Raw genomic sequence first — 15,004 nt, 5'->3', positions numbered from 1 at the left:
AATGCGGCCCCCTACGAAACCGAAGTAGGGTCGCCATTGATGGCGACCTTTTTATTGCCGAATTGTCTCTACTAGAACCGGCAACTGCGACAACAGATACAGAACCAGGCCAATCGTCCCGCCCACCAAGGTTCCATTGATGCGAATAAACTGCAAATCGCGGCCGATGTTCAACTCGATCTGTTGTGACATCTCTCGCGCATCCCAGCTTTTCACCGTATCGCTAATGTGGCGCGTCAGAAACTCGGCAAACTCAGGTGCCACGCTGCGTGCGGCGTCTTCCAGATGCTGATTCATTGAGGTGCGTAGCGTTTCATCGGCGGCAAGAGTTTCACCGAACCACAGCGCCGCCAGTCTGACGCGCTCCTGAACACGGGAATCATCGCTGGCGAGATCCGCTTTAAGCCAATTGCGCAGGTCTTGCCACAGTTCGCCGATGTAGCGATTCAGTGACTCATCCTCTTTCAACCAGTTCTTGATCACCTCGGCACGCTCCGCCATTTCGGGATCGGTTTTTAGCTTCTCAATCAACCGTTGTACCGCACGGTTAAAACCGAGCCGCAATTCATGGCCCTGATCGAGTGCCACCTGGTCCAGAATCGAATCGACCGCATTCGCCACTAGATCTGCGCTGTGCTCGCCCAGCCATTCGGTTGGCAGCATTTTGGCCTTGATCGGATGCTCGCGCTTAAGCCAGCGCACAATCTGCGTGGCAATAAACTCTCGCGTACCGGGCTTATGCAGCAGGCGTAACAGTTGCTGAACGGCGGCATCCAGCAGTTCCTGATGGCGATTGTTTTTGGTCAGGCTGTCGAGCAGTAGCGCGCTGGACTGCGTGAGATCGACCTTATCCAGCGCCCGGTACACCGCGCGTCGGATAAAACGTTGAATACGTTCATCATCAGTCAGGTCGAGAAAACCGCGCATCACCTGTAACAGATGACGGCCGATGCGTTCGGCATTGCCGGGGGTATTGAGCCATTGCGCCAGCAGCTGCGAGGGATCATGGCGACGAATCAGCGCCAGCAGTGAGTCGGTATCGAGAAATTTCTCTTGCACGAAGCGGCCAAGATTCTCGCCGATACGATCTTTATTACGCGGGATAATCGCCGTATGGCGTGAGATAAATGGCACTGGCACACGACGAAACAGCGCCACCACCGCAAACCAGTCCGCCAGCGCACCGACCATCGAGGCTTCCGCAACCGCCTTTAGCCCCAGCACCCAAAAATTGGGCGGTAGAAACAGCGTGACCACAAAAGTCGCGGCGGCAATCAGCAGCAACGACAGCGCTAAGCGCTTACTCCGTATGAGTTGTTGATGTTTATCCATATACCGATCTTAGCAGACCACAGAGTTCTGTTCGCCAAGGTACGCCCCCTGGCACCCAAGCGTAGCGGCGCGATTCATCGCGCTGGCCTGCAAACTTATTCCCGCGGACAGAGCGCCGCTACGGATGGCACATTAAATCAACAGGTTACCGACGACGCCCGCCCATCAGGCTGCCCAGCACCCCACGAATGATCTGATTGGTCACCTGACGCGCCGCGCTTTTAGCGACGCTCTGCACCACACCATCGCGCTTCCCGCCGCGCGGTCCGGTGGTGCCAAACAGAATGTCCTTCAACCCACCCAGAATGCCATCATCAACGTCGACGTTATTGCCTTTGGCTTCCGGCGCATTGGCTTGCTGCGGCGCGGCCTGTACCCCTTTTTGCAGCATCTCAAATGCAGATTCGCGATCCACTTCGGTATCGTATTTACCGTACAAAGGAGAGTTGTTGATCAGCCCGTTACGCTCATCCTGATTGATCGGCCCCATACGTGAGCCAGGCGCGATCACCATTGCGCGCTGCACCATTGATGGACTGCCCTTTTCATCAAGAAATGAAATCAGTGCTTCGCCGGTACCGAGAGCCTGAATCGCCTCGACCGTGTCAAAGGCGGGATTGGCGCGCATGGTTTCGGCGGCGCTTTTCACCGCTTTCTGATCTTTTGGCGTGAAGGCGCGCAGGGCATGCTGCACGCGGTTACCCAACTGACCGAGCACGTTGTCAGGAATATCAGATGGGTTCTGCGTCACGAAGTAAACGCCAACGCCTTTGGAGCGAATCAGGCGAATCACCTGTTCGACTTTTTCCAGTAAAACCGGCGGAGCATCGGTAAACAGCAAGTGCGCTTCATCAAAGAAGAACACCATTTTTGGCTTATCCACATCACCCGCTTCCGGCAGTTGCTCGTACAACTCAGCCAACAGCCACAGCAAGCTGGTGGCATAGAGTTTCGGCATCTGGTACAGCTTCTCTGCGGACAGGATATTGATAAACCCTTTGCCTTCGCTGTCACAGCGCATCCAGTCACGGATATCCAGCATCGGTTCACCAAAGAAGTGTTCGGCACCTTGCTGCTCCAGCGCCAGCAGACCGCGCTGAATAGCGCCTACCGAGGCGCTGTTGATATTGCCGTACTGGGTTTGGAAGGATTTGGCGTTATCGCCGATGTACTGCGTCATGGCGCGCAGATCTTTGAAATCCAGCAGCAATAAGCCCTGGTCGTCTGCAATGCGGAAGATGATTTGTAATACGCCGGATTGCACCTCATTGAGGTTGAGCAAACGCCCCAACAGCAGTGGACCGAGATCGGAAACGGTGGCGCGGACCGGATGACCCTTCTCGGCAAAAATATCCCACACCATCACCGGATTTTTCTGCGCTTGCCAGTCGGTCACACCGATCTTCTCCAGTCGCGCCAGCAGTTTTTCCGAACCTTCCCCGGCAGCGGCCACGCCCGTCAGATCGCCTTTCACGTCGGCCATAAAGACCGGTACGCCAATATTAGAGAAGGATTCGGCGATTTTTTGCAGCGTCACGGTTTTCCCGGTGCCGGTAGCGCCGGTGATCAGGCCGTGGCGGTTGGCCATATTGGAAAGTAGGGATAACTGGATGTCAGGCGTTTGAGCAATCAAGAGCGGGGTGGTCATGTTTTTTCACTCGCAGGCAACAGGTTATGCCTGAAAGAATAGCAAGTGAGGCTGGTGGCGGCGCAATTTATTGCGCCACGATGGGTATCTTGTAGGGCGCAGCTTGATGGCCGCACCCTACATCAGTGTGAGTAATTTGACGTTACTGCTTCTGCACCGCATCAAAATACAGCAGGCTGACCCCGATCCCCTGTTGGACATGGCTGACGTTATTACGCACCGCGACCTGCTGCGCCCCTTGCAGCAGCACCACAAACGGCGAGTTCTGCTGAACCGTCTTTTGCAAATCGGTATACAACGCACGGCGCTTAGCGGCATCACTTTCTCCTGCGGCTGCCCGCGTCTTCGCGCTCAGTTCTGGTATCTCCCAACCTACACGCCACGCCAGGGTTTTCGAGCCGCCCGGCACGTTGTAGGCAAAGGCGCTGGCATTGGTGTTGGGGTCTACGTAATCCGCGCCCCAGTAGATAAAGATCGACTGGAAATCACGGCCGCGCATTTTGCTCCACAGCTCGGATTCCGCCACTGGCTGCAATTCAATTTGCACATCCGCTTTGGCGAAGCTGGCCTGCAGCGCCTGCGCCACATCAATGTAAGGCGGCTGATTGATCACCGTCAGCGCAAATTTGCTGCCCGGTTTAATGCCGCCTTTGGCCAATATCGCTTTGGCTTTTGCGACATCGTAATGGAATGGCTGATCGTCCAGCGCACCGTCGAAGCCCTGCGGCAGGAAGCTCTGGTGAATACTGTATTGCCCTTTCAGCAGATCCTTTGAGATGGATTGATAGTCTACCAACCAGCGCGCCGCTTCCCACAAGGCCGGATTACCCAGCGCGGGCTGTGCTTTGTTCTGCGTATTAAAGCCGAGGTAATACACCAGGCTTGAGGGGAAGGCATCGATGCGCAGGTTTTTATCGCTTTTCAGCGCATCAATCTGATCCGGTCCCAGCTGGTAAGCCACATCGACATCACCCTGCTGAATCAACAGACGACGTGCGCCGGCATCGGCCACACCTTTCAGCAAAATACGCTTCAGGTGCGGCTGTGGATTAGCCTGCTTATTGGCGCTCAGCACCAGCGCCTGCTGTGGCACATATTGCTGGATGGTGAAGGCGCCACTGCCAGCGGTATTGGTGTGCAGCCAGCCGTTACCGAGATCGTTATTTGCAGCGTGTTGCTGCACAGTTTGGCTGTCCACCACCGATGCCACCGGCGCGGTCAGCAGTCGCAGTGCCAGATCCTGGCCAATCGCGGCTGGCCACTGAATCTCCAGTTGATGGTCATTCAGCACCTTAAACTGGCTGGCGATATTCGCGCTGGTCCAGCCAAACTCAGCGAGGATAAAAGAAGGCGCTTTGTTCAACTGCACAGCGCGCGTCAGTGAAAAGATCACATCTTGCGGCGTCACAGGATTGCCACTGGAGAAGTGAGCACCCGGCTTGAGGTTAAACACCAGACTGTGTGGCGTGCTGCCGGTCTGCCATGAGGTTGCCAGCAACGGAGACAGTTTCTGCGGCGTGTTGCGGTCCGCTTCCACCAGCGTCTGGTAGATGTTGCGCTGCACGCTGTTGCTGACGGTTTCAAAGCTTTCCGCCGGGTCGAAACTGATGATGCCATCCAACGGCACGGCGACCACCAGTGTGTCTTTCGGGGTGGCAGCCTGCAGCGCAAACGCGCTGATCCATAAAGTGACCAACATAATCAATGCACGCATTTATATTATCCGAGTGATAAATCAATTGACTCTATACCCTTCATACTTCGAACCGCAGCTGCGTTGGCTGCGCGTGCTCACCCCAGTCACTTACTGATGTAAGCTCCTGGGGATTCACCCACTTGCCGCCTTGCTGCAATTCGAATTATTTAAGGTATATCGCTGCTGCTGCTCAGGCAAAATGCCGGTTTGTTCTGAGCTGTGCCAGAAATTAACAAATGATAACATTTGGCGATTATTTCACTTATTTTGTGCGCCGCCTGTCATTTTCAGGAAATAGATCGTTCATGTACTGGTCAATAAAGTAAATAAAATGTTATTAATGAGAATGATTCTCTTGTATGGAAGTATGATTTATTTTTATCGGTTTATTTGCGCGATTATTTCTCTGTGCGATCAATTTTGGTCAGTTGCCCATCACGCATTGCTAAAAACACAGCATTTGTACGGTTAAAAGCGAAATTCCCGCCTCGAAAGCCCTTTACCAGTCCTTAACCTAAATTCAACATGATGATGGTTTCTCATCAAAACACATTTTTAATTTAATTTTTACATTAAGAAATATCTGTATCCCTAAGATTGCCAGGTTATTTACCGATTTATAAAGCCATTAACAAAAATAATTATCTTTCTTAGCAAGTGAGAGTCGTCGCGCCATGCTTCTTAATAAACCGACCACCAGACGTAAGTTTTTACTCGGGTCGCTGTTGGCTTTGCCATTAAGCGACCTGGTATTTAAGGGATTAACTGCGGCGCAAGCTGCGGAAATGGCAGCACCTGAACTCGCCGACTATAAACCGATCTTTTTCAGCGCGGAGGAGTGGCAGTTCATTCTGGCTGCGACCGATCGTCTGATTCCGGCCGGTGGTAATGGCAAAGCACCTGGTGCACTGGAAACCAACGTACCAATCTTTATCGATCAGCAGTTACATACGCCTGAGTTTGGCGGCGAAATCTACATGCAGGGTCCATTTGATGTGCATGCGCCTGCCACCATGGGGTATCAGATTCCGTTCACTCCGCAAGAGCTTTATCACACTGGCATCAAGCTGGTGGAGCAGTGGACGCAAAGCACCTATCAAAAATCCTTCCATGAACTGACGCTGGAAGAGAAAGATGCGGTGCTGACCAAGGTCAACAAAAACGACGGTATTGACTTCGCTGCACTGGGCGAGCCGAACCTGAAAGCCTCGCAGTTCTTTGGCCAACTGCTTGCAGATACCAAACACGGCTACCTCGCCGATCCAATGTACGGCGGCAACAAAGGCATGAAAGCCTGGATTGCTATCGGCTTCCCTGGTGCGCGTGCCAGCTTCACCGAATGGGTGAAACAGCACAACGTGCCGTACCCGCTGGGACCGGTCAGCCTCTTGGGTGAGCGCGCGTAAGCCTCCCCCCGTATTTGGTATGTGAGACAGGATTAACATGGCACAGATTACAAAGAAAGAAGTCGACGTCGTCGTTTGCGGCCTCGGCTGGGCCGGTTCGTTGATGAGTATCGAACTGGCATTAGCAGGATTAGAAGTACGCGCGTTAGAGCGTGGCGGTGAGCGTGATTACCCGGATTTCGCCTACCCGAAACCGGCGGATGAATACGCCTACAATGTACGTAACAAAGTGTTCGCGACGCCGAAAGAAGTGGCGGTCACCGTGCGTTACAACATGAGCCAGACGGCACTGCCAACCCGTAAATGGGGCGCATTTGCTCCGGGTACTGGAGTGGGTGGCGCAGGTATGCACTGGACGGCAGTACTGATTCGTCCAACGCCGACCGACATCAAGCTGAAGACCTATGTCGATCAGGCTTACAAGCCAGGCGTATTGCAGGAAGATATGCGCGTGATGGACTTCCCGTTCACCTGGGAAGAGATCGAGCCGTATTACTACAAATTTGAACTGATTTGCGGCCAGTCGGGTAACACCGGCAACCTGCGCGGTCAGATTCTGGAAGGCGGCGATCCGTTTGAAGGACCACGCTCTGAACCTTATCCGCTGCCAGCGCTGGAAGACACGCTGAACAACGTGATGTTCAAAGAAGCCGCCACTAAACTCGGTTACCATCCGTTCCCGAACCCGTCTGCGTGCGTTTCACGCGCGTGGAAAAACCCGTACGGCAACCAAATTGCGCCTTGTAACTACTGCGGTTACTGCTCGAAATATCCGTGCCTGAACTACTCGAAAGCCTCACCACAAACTGCGGTGATGGATGCGCTGAAGCGTCTGCCGAACTTCTCATACGAAGTGCACGCTGAAGTGTACAAAGTGGTTCTGCATGATGATGGCAAAACCGCGAAGGGCGTTCTCTACTTCGATGTGGACGGCAATGAAGTGTTCCAGCCGGCCAAAATCGTGGTGCTCTCCAGCTTCCAGCTGTACAACGTGCGTCTGATGCTGCTGTCCGGCATTGGCAAGCCGTACAACCCGATCACTGAAGAGGGTGTGGTAGGTCGTAACTACGCGTTCCTGTCGAACGGCGGTGCAACTCTGTTCTTCAAAGACAAGAACTTCAACTCTTACGCTACTGCGGGCGCGACGGGCCAGATGTTCAACGACATCTCACCAGGCAACTTCGACGGTCCAGGCCTTGGCTTCCTCGGCGGCGCGAAGATCCACAGTTCACAGGCCACCGGTACGCCAATGGCTGCAGCACTGCCGAAAGGCACGCCAAGCTGGGGTATGGGTTACAAAGAGGGGCTGGAGCAGTGGTACAACCATTCCATGAAGATTAGCATCACGACCACTTGCCAGTCGTATCGCGATATCTATCTGGATCTGGATCCGCACTACACCGACCATCGTGGTCAGCCACTGCTGCGCATGACGTTCAACTGGAAAGAGAACGAACTCAAGCTGCAACAGCACCTGAAAGGCATCGTCGGTGATATCGCTAAAGAGTTGAATCCCGACAGCATGAGCATGAGCTTCCTGCCAATGGGCGCGGACTTTGACCTGACCAAATACGTTTCCACCCACAACGTGGGCGGTGCCGTGATGGGCGATAACCCAAGAACCTCGGCGCTGAACAAATACCTGCAGAGCTGGGATGTGCATAACGTGTTTGTACCGGGCGGTAACGCCTTCCCGCAAAACTTCCAGGCGAACCCAACCGATACCATCGGCGCGATTACCCTGATGGCGGCGCAGGCGATCAAAGAACACTATCTGAAAAACCCCGGCCCACTGGTACAGGCATAAGCACATGAAATTAAAATCATTGTTAATCGCTAACGCCGTGCTGCTGGGAAGCTTTGCGGTACAGGCACACGCGGAAGATGAAGCCGCACTGATCAAGCAGGGCGAATACCTGTCACGCCTTGGCGACTGTATGGCGTGCCATACCGTGGCGGGCAAGGCGGATTATGCCGGTGGTCTGGCGATTGAGTCGAATCTCGGCACCATCTACTCCACCAACATTACGCCTGACAAAGAACACGGTATCGGCAACTACAGCGAGCAGCAGTTCTCTGATGCGGTGCGTAAAGGCGTACTGCCAGACGGTTCACGCCTCTATCCGGCGATGCCTTATCCGGATTACGCCAAAATCAGTGATGAAGACATGCATGCGCTGTATGTCTACTTCATGAAAGGCGTGAAGCCGAGCAGCGAGCAGCCAGAAGAGACCAAACTGAGCTTCCCGTTCAGCCAGCGCTGGGGCATGCGCTTCTGGAACTGGGCGTTCACCTCTGACAAGCCGTTCCAGCCGATTGGTGGCGCGTCTGAAGAAGTGAACCGCGGTGCTTACATCGTGGAAAGTCTTGGCCACTGCGGCAGCTGTCATACGCCACGCGGTCTGGGCATGAACGAGAAAGCGCTGGATAGTGGTGACGATCAGTTCCTGGCCGGTGGCAGCCTGAATAACTGGGATGTGCCGTCATTGCGTGGTTTGCCGCGCTGGAGCGAGCAGGAGATCGTTGATTACCTGCAAACCGGCCGTAACGACAAAGCGGCAGTGGGCGGAGAGATGAAGTCAGTGATTGAGCACTCCAGCTCCCACATGACCGATGCCGATCTGAAAGCGATTGCCGCTTACCTGAAGTTTATCGGCGGCAACCCGCCGCTGCAGGCGTACAACGTGCAGAAGCAGCAGGCAACGGAAGCGAAACTGACCGCAGCGAAAAATCTGTCGGAAGGTGAGCGTCTGTATATCGATAACTGCGGTGCGTGTCACTTCGTGACCGGCAAAGGTGCGCCAGGTATCTTCCCGGAGCTGGATCAGGCAACAATTGTAAATGCCAAAGATCCGACCGGATTGATCCACACCATCCTTGCGGGTGCGCAGCAGCCATCGACTGAAAAAGCACCGTCAACACTGGCGATGCCGGGCTTTGGCCAGCGTTTGACGGACGATGAAGTGGCGCAGTTGGCGACCTTTATCCGTCAGGGTTGGAGCAACAATGCGCCAGCGGTGACCAAAGATCAGGTTGCGGACGTACGTAAGGCATTGAAATAAAGATTGAAAATCAGGTGCGCATCAATGCGCACCCTACAATGTGAATGCGCTAATCATGTGGTTACGCACAGTGCAATGTAGGGGCGCCATTGATGGCGCCCTGGATTTTAGTGAAAACTCCGCACCACTTCTAACACGCCGTTAATCACAAACTGCACGCCCATACACACTAGCAAGAAGCCCATCAGACGCGAAATCGCTTCAATTCCGCCTTTACCGACCAGCTTCATAATGGCCCCTGAACTGCGCAGCGAAATCCACAAAATCACTGCCACGGCCAGGAACGTCAGCACCGGCGCCAACGCCACCACCCAAGCGGGAAAATCGACGCCAGATTTCACCGTTGACGCAGAGCTAATGATCATCGCAATAGTGCCAGGGCCAGCCGTGCTCGGCATCGCCAGCGGTACGAAGGCGATATTCACACTTTCGCGCTTAATATTGGCGTCAATTTCATCCTGCTTATGCTCGGCCTCTACCGAATGACCCACGGGTTTGGCGGGAAACAGCATACGAAAACCGATAAAGGCGACAATAAGCCCGCCCGCCATACGCAGGCCAGGAATTGAGATGCCAAAGGTGTGCAGCACTGCATTACCGGCATACCACGCCACCATCATGATCAGGAACACGTAAATCGACGCCTGCAACGCCTGGCGATTACGTTCCTGGAAATTCATGTCTCCCGCAAGGCCGAGAAACAGCGCCACTGTGGTCAGGGGGTTAGCCAGTGGCAACAGCACCACCAATCCCAGACCGATGGCTTTAAACAGTTCAAACATGTTTTTTCCCGAATGAAAATGCGCAATAAATTGCGCCGTTACCGTTCACAGAACCGGGTAGCGGCGCGATTTATCGCGCGAAGTGACAGCACATCAATGCTTCGGCGTTTCCAGCGCTTCCAGCAGCTCGGGGAAGAAATCCTCCAGCAGCTCTGGCGTCATCAGTTCTGGGTAGCTGATAAGATGCTCGCGAATGCGCTCATTCACCTCTGGCAGCAAACGCTGTGCTGCTTCACCGGCAGTGATTTTTTTCTGCTTCATCAGACGCAGGACGTCATCGGGCAAGCTATCTTCATCCTCGACTTCATCCACGCCTTCCAGATCGTCCAGCTCATCCAGCATGTCCATCAGCGCTTCAATCTGTGGCGTGCGTGACTGATATTCAGCGGGCTTTTCGTTTTCCAGATAGCGCAGCAGCGCACGCACGGGGGAACCATCGGGCGTCGTCGGTGGCTCGCTGGCGAACCAGCTTAAGAGGTCGTGTTGGCTGACCTGATGGACGTGATAACCGTTATCCACCAGTTCGTCGGCAAGGATATCGGCAGTATCGTGCTCAATCAGGCAAATGTGAGTGCGATTCGGGGTGAACTGCTCCAGCCATTGATATATCTCTTCAATGACGCTGTCGTCGTAATTGAACGTCTGGCTGAGATAGCTCTCATCCTGCTGGTGAACGCAGATGCGAATCAGGTCGGGGTCGAAGTAAATCGCAATGTTGATGCCTTTCATGCGCGCTGTCCTGTGTGGTGCAAAATCTCACTATAGCGTCAGGCAGCGCAGATGAACATGACAACGCCAGCAGCAGTGGCTACTGGCGGGAAAAATTAACGCAAATCAGCACGATCTAACCCATAAGCGCTGTCCAGAGAGCCGGGCACCATCTGTGACAAAATCATCAAACGGTTCCAGGTGTTGATGGCGGCAATCTTGAAAGTCAGCTCACTGATTTCACCCTCGGAGAAGTGCTCACGCAACTCACCGTACAGCGCTTCATCAACACCCTGCTCGCCAATGCGGGTCAGGGCTTCGGTCAGCGCAAAAGCCACTTTTTCGCGGGCGCTGAACAGCGGAGACTCACGCCAGATCGAAACATGATGCAGACGCAGTTCGCGCTCGCCATCAATTTTCGCCTGTTTCACATGCATATCGAGGCAGAAGGCGCAGTGGTTCAGCTGTGAGGCACGGATATCGATCAGATGTTTCAGTGATTTCTCCAGCGCGGTATTGGCGACGGTATTGGAGAAATCGGACATGGATTTAGCCAGCGCTGGCGCAGTTTTAAAATGGTTAACACGTGAAGTCATGATGTTTTCCTCATTCAGAATAGACGGTCAATAGCTTGCAGAGCATGGGGTAAGGCGGTGTCGCGGCTGATGGGATCATGGGTGCCATCAACACGAATAAAATTCACATCGGTGATGCCGATGTACTCCAGCGCCACGCGAATGTAAGGCGTGAACTGGTCATCCTGTACAAAGGGGCCGTGGGCAAAAACGCTGCCGCTGGCGACTACGCTGTAGACTTTTTTGCCGTTTACCAGGCCCACTTTGGTGCCTTCTGCGGTAAAGGCGAAGGTCCTTCCGGCTCGGGTGATATGGTCGAACCAGGCTTTTAACACTGACGGCAAGCCGAGGTTCCACATCGGCGATGAGATAACCAGGGTGTCGCAGGCAAACAGCTGGTCCACCAGATTTTCGGATGTGGCAATCGCAGCACGCTGTTCATCGTTACGCTCCTCAGGGCGGGTAAAGAAAGCGCCGATGGTGAAGGCGTCGAGGTGTGGCAGCGGATGCTGTGCCAAATCGACAATGGTCTCTTCCAGATCGCCATGCTGCGCGCGCAGTTTCTCAACCAACCGCGCCGAGGCGATGCGTGAGGCCGATCCGGCCAGATCCGGGCTGACCTGAATGTGCAGCAGTTTCATGATTTTTCTCCCTCTGCGAGATCGCGATAAAAGTGCAGTCCCAGCGCGGTGTAGCCGACGCGCTGATAAAAATGTTGTGCCCGCTGGTTACTGATAGCGGTGTCTAGCACCATGCGGCCGCAGCCCTGTTCACGTGCCAGCTCAGCCAGGGCGTTAAGCAGCGTGGCACCAAAGCCTTCGCTGCGCGTGGCGCTACTGGTGACCAGATCGTCGACGTAGCAAAAACGGCCATGAATGAAGTTTTCCTGCAGGCGATAACCCGCCAGTGCGACAGGTTTGCCATGCTGTTCGATACCCGCTAAACGATACCCCTGTGCCTGCTGGCGTTGTGCTTGAGCAACGAATGCGGCCTGATCAGTCAGCTTAAATCGCAGCTCCTGCATTAAGGCAAAGCAGCGAGCCAACTGAGCGGGGCTGTCGTAATGTGCAATCTTCATAGCGACCTGCGTGCGGTTGCGTGGTGGATGTGTGCATCTTAAACTTCTATGTCTGAGGGAAAAGGGTCAATATCGGTGAAAACAGGTAGGACATGAGATGGGTTACAAAGAGATCTATACACGTTATCGCGATCAGATTGTGGCAGGGCGCTTGAAGCCGGGCGATCGCGTGCCTGCGATCCGGGTGCTGGCCAGTGAACTGCAAGTGGCGCGGAAAACCGTCGAAGCCGCCTATGAAATCCTGATCGGGGAAGGGTATTTCGTGAGCCAGGGCGCCAGAGGTACACGTGTGAATCCCGCACTCAATCTCGGCGATGCGTCACCGGTCTCACCTGCGCCAGAGCCCGCCCGTCTTGAGCGTCCGGTGATTGAAAGCAAAGGCGAGCTGCGGCTGGGTATTCCAGCCTTGGATGAGTTTCCGCACAAAAAGTGGCTGCTGATTTCGGGTAAAGCGGCGCGCACACTGCGTCCGGACGAGATGATCATGCCTTCGGTCATGGGCTATCAGCCGCTGCGTGCAGCCATTGCCAGTTATCTGAATATTTCGCGCGGCCTGAACTGCCAGCCGGAGCAGATCTTCATCACCACCGGCTACCGCGCGAATCTGCGGCTGATTCTGGCGGTGTTAGCGCATCCTCATGACAAGGTGTTGTTTGAAGATCCTGGCTACTTCTTTGGCCAGAAACTGTTGAAGCGCATCGCACCTAATCTGCACTACGTGCCAGTCGATCGTGAAGGCGTTGATGTTGATTATTTGCAACGCTATCACTCAGACGCACGCTTTGCGGTGGTGACGCCGACACATCACAGCCCGCTGGCTGTCACGCTCTCGTTGCCGCGCAAGCATCAGTTGCTGGAGTGGGCGCAGCAGAAACAGAGTTGGATCATTGAGGATGATTACGACGGAGAGTTTCACTACACGCGCAAAGTGATCCCCGCGCTAAAAAGCCTGGATGCTCACGATCGCGTGATTTACACCGGCACCTTCAGCAAAACCATGATGCCCGCTATGCGCGTCGGTTACCTGGTGATGCCGCAAGAGACCATTGAGCGCTTCCGTGAGCTGGGTGAAATCCTGGAAACCGGCATGCCGCTGCTGCCGCAAAAAATTCTGTCGGAGTTTCTTAGTGAAGGGCATTTCTATCGTCACATCAAGAAGATGCGCACACTGTATCAGCAACGACGCCGCATGATGCTGGATGCGCTCCAGCACTGTTTTCCCCAGCTGTTTGAGTTTGAACTGACCGATGGCGGCATGCACATCGTCGCCTTCCTGCAACGGGGCATTCAGGACGTGGCACTGGCGGAGATTTGGCAGCGCCAACAACTGCGCGTATTACCGCTTTCCGGTTGGTATACACAAACACAAAAGCGCTACGGGCTGGTGATTGGCTACACCAATATCCAATCCTATGAGCAAGCGGTGGGAGTATTGGAACGCGTGGCGGCGGAAACGCATGATTTGATGCAGTAGCCACGGTGTTGGACGCCACATTTTTTAGGGTGCGAACTTCAGGCCACCCGTCGTCGCTATCGGACGCGCCTACAATATAACCGTAGCGGCGCAATTTATTGCGCTGAAGACAAAAAAAGGCGCGAGGGACAGCTCGCGCCAGAATATTGCTATTCCAAACCATTCATGATGCAGGCAGGCGGCAACCGAGAGACTCCCGATGAGCTCGGGGGAACGAGAGCAGCCAACGCACCTGCGCCTTGAATGATGGCGGATATTACATGCCGATGTACTTCTTGCCCTGCTTAAGAACCACATCACAGGCTTTTGTCTTCACCTTCTCACCCATCGGTGAATTGCTCAGGCTCTGCAGGTTCAGCTGCTGGCCGTTGCCGGTGTTCAGCAAACCTTGCAGACCCTGCTGGTAATCGGTTTTCTGCTCTTGCGCGGTGGTGCTGCTCAGACCGAGCTTGCTCAGGACCTGATCCTTCACCGATGCCACGTTGTTATCCACCACGTTGTGTTGCACGCAGTAAGACATCACGCCTGCGGCATTCGTCATGCTGTTAGAGCTAACCGCTTTATCACCGCCATTCAGCAATCCAGTCAGCGACGAAAGTGACAGACCGCCGTTCTGTGTGCTGCTGGTGGTAGAGGTGCTATTGTTTTGCTGAGACAGCTGCGACGCCGCGCTGCTCAGTTGATCCTGCCAGCTCGCCGCTGATGCGCTTCCAGCAACCAGTGCTGCCGCGATCCCCAATCCCCAAATTGTGCCTTTCGCTACTTTAATCATCTCAACCTCGTTGTCTTTATACATCTGACACTGTCAGTTTGGGTTATGAACCATGAATAGTAGGAAAGTTCCAAATCAAAGAGGGGGAGTGCGGCACTTTGGGAGTGTTCTGGTTTTTCCAGTGTGGGCTCCAGTCTTGTAGGGGCGACCTTTAGGCCGCCCGCTGCCTACACAGATGCTTCTCCCGATGCACAAAACGGAAAATTACCCTGCTTGAGGACTCTGACTGCTGTATTCGCACTCAGAGTGCTGATTTTTTCAACGCTTAGCGCACAACCCTGTTGATTCCAGTTGCGCACTTCGTTCGTAACGGTATAATCCCCAACGTTTTCCGCATCCTCTTCAGTGCCGAAGTGGCGAAATCGGTAGACGCAGTTGATTCAAAATCAACCGTAGAGATACGTGCCGGTTCGAGTCCGGCCTTCGGCACCATCGATTGATGCAAAAATTAAGTCGCTTATGAGCGGCTTT

General features: G+C 54.3%; 13 protein-coding genes and 1 tRNA gene. 5 read left to right on the top strand and 9 right to left on the bottom strand.

The window, feature by feature from the left end; all coding sequences use genetic code 11:
* Positions 1-51: 51 nt before the first annotated feature.
* From PSSD_RS09655 to PSSD_RS09645, 3 genes are all read right to left on the bottom strand, one after another.
* On the bottom strand, positions 52-1,332 hold the full coding sequence (locus PSSD_RS09655) for a DUF445 domain-containing protein (protein ID WP_058971033.1): 1,281 nt from the start codon (positions 1,330-1,332) through the stop codon (positions 52-54).
* Positions 1,333-1,477: 145 nt separating this feature from the next.
* Positions 1,478-2,980 (bottom strand): helicase HerA-like C-terminal domain-containing protein, encoded by a 1,503-nt coding sequence (locus PSSD_RS09650; protein ID WP_058971030.1) that lies wholly within the window; start codon positions 2,978-2,980, stop codon positions 1,478-1,480.
* A gap of 142 nt (positions 2,981-3,122) precedes the next feature.
* Positions 3,123-4,694 carry an ABC transporter substrate-binding protein gene (locus PSSD_RS09645; protein ID WP_058971027.1) on the bottom strand — a complete coding sequence of 524 codons (1,572 nt, stop codon included), beginning with the start codon at positions 4,692-4,694 and terminating at the stop codon, positions 3,123-3,125.
* 656 nt (positions 4,695-5,350) lie between these two features.
* On the opposite strand from PSSD_RS09645, the gene PSSD_RS09640 reads away from it, so the two are divergent.
* From PSSD_RS09640 to PSSD_RS09630, 3 genes are read left to right on the top strand one after another with little or no spacing between them, the layout of a single operon-like run.
* Positions 5,351-6,082: a gluconate 2-dehydrogenase subunit 3 family protein gene (locus PSSD_RS09640; protein ID WP_058971024.1), complete on the top strand. Its 732-nt coding sequence runs from the start codon at positions 5,351-5,353 to the stop codon at positions 6,080-6,082.
* A 37-nt stretch (positions 6,083-6,119) separates the two neighbouring features.
* Positions 6,120-7,889, top strand: a complete 1,770-nt coding sequence (locus tag PSSD_RS09635; RefSeq protein WP_058971021.1) for a GMC family oxidoreductase — start codon at positions 6,120-6,122, stop codon at positions 7,887-7,889.
* A gap of 4 nt (positions 7,890-7,893) precedes the next feature.
* Positions 7,894-9,144: a c-type cytochrome gene (locus PSSD_RS09630; protein WP_058971018.1), complete on the top strand. Its 1,251-nt coding sequence runs from the start codon at positions 7,894-7,896 to the stop codon at positions 9,142-9,144.
* 107 nt (positions 9,145-9,251) lie between these two features.
* Here the strand turns inward: PSSD_RS09630 and PSSD_RS09625 are convergent, their stop codons facing one another.
* From PSSD_RS09625 to PSSD_RS09605, 5 genes are all read right to left on the bottom strand, one after another.
* Positions 9,252-9,926: a MarC family NAAT transporter gene (locus PSSD_RS09625; RefSeq protein ID WP_058971016.1), complete on the bottom strand. Its 675-nt coding sequence runs from the start codon at positions 9,924-9,926 to the stop codon at positions 9,252-9,254.
* Positions 9,927-10,019: 93 nt separating this feature from the next.
* Positions 10,020-10,655, bottom strand: coding sequence for a hypothetical protein (locus PSSD_RS09620; protein ID WP_058971013.1), 636 nt, complete (start codon positions 10,653-10,655; stop codon positions 10,020-10,022).
* Between the two features lie 95 nt (positions 10,656-10,750).
* Positions 10,751-11,230, bottom strand: coding sequence for a carboxymuconolactone decarboxylase family protein (locus PSSD_RS09615; protein WP_039327637.1), 480 nt, complete (start codon positions 11,228-11,230; stop codon positions 10,751-10,753).
* Between the two features lie 14 nt (positions 11,231-11,244).
* Positions 11,245-11,850 (bottom strand): FMN-dependent NADH-azoreductase, encoded by a 606-nt coding sequence (locus tag PSSD_RS09610; protein WP_058971009.1) that lies wholly within the window; start codon positions 11,848-11,850, stop codon positions 11,245-11,247.
* Positions 11,847-12,287, bottom strand: coding sequence for a GNAT family N-acetyltransferase (locus PSSD_RS09605; RefSeq protein ID WP_058971006.1), 441 nt, complete (start codon positions 12,285-12,287; stop codon positions 11,847-11,849). Before PSSD_RS09605 ends, PSSD_RS09610 begins: the two co-directional genes overlap by 4 nt.
* A gap of 97 nt (positions 12,288-12,384) precedes the next feature.
* On the opposite strand from PSSD_RS09605, the gene pdxR reads away from it, so the two are divergent.
* Positions 12,385-13,761: a MocR-like pyridoxine biosynthesis transcription factor PdxR gene (pdxR, locus tag PSSD_RS09600; RefSeq protein ID WP_058971003.1), complete on the top strand. Its 1,377-nt coding sequence runs from the start codon at positions 12,385-12,387 to the stop codon at positions 13,759-13,761.
* A gap of 256 nt (positions 13,762-14,017) precedes the next feature.
* Here pdxR and PSSD_RS09595 read toward each other — a convergent pair whose 3' ends face one another.
* Positions 14,018-14,533, bottom strand: coding sequence for a YjjA family protein (locus tag PSSD_RS09595; protein WP_058971057.1), 516 nt, complete (start codon positions 14,531-14,533; stop codon positions 14,018-14,020).
* Positions 14,534-14,880: 347 nt separating this feature from the next.
* Between PSSD_RS09595 and PSSD_RS09590 the strand changes: the two genes are divergently transcribed.
* Positions 14,881-14,965, top strand: a tRNA-Leu gene (locus PSSD_RS09590).
* Positions 14,966-15,004: the final 39 nt, after the last annotated feature.

This window comes from Type-D symbiont of Plautia stali, from assembly GCF_001485335.1.
Classification (GTDB): Bacteria; Pseudomonadota; Gammaproteobacteria; order Enterobacterales; family Enterobacteriaceae; genus Pantoea; species Pantoea vagans_C.
The sequence above is the reverse complement of the archived record's forward strand: the minus strand, read 5'-3'. Positions and strand labels throughout refer to the sequence as shown.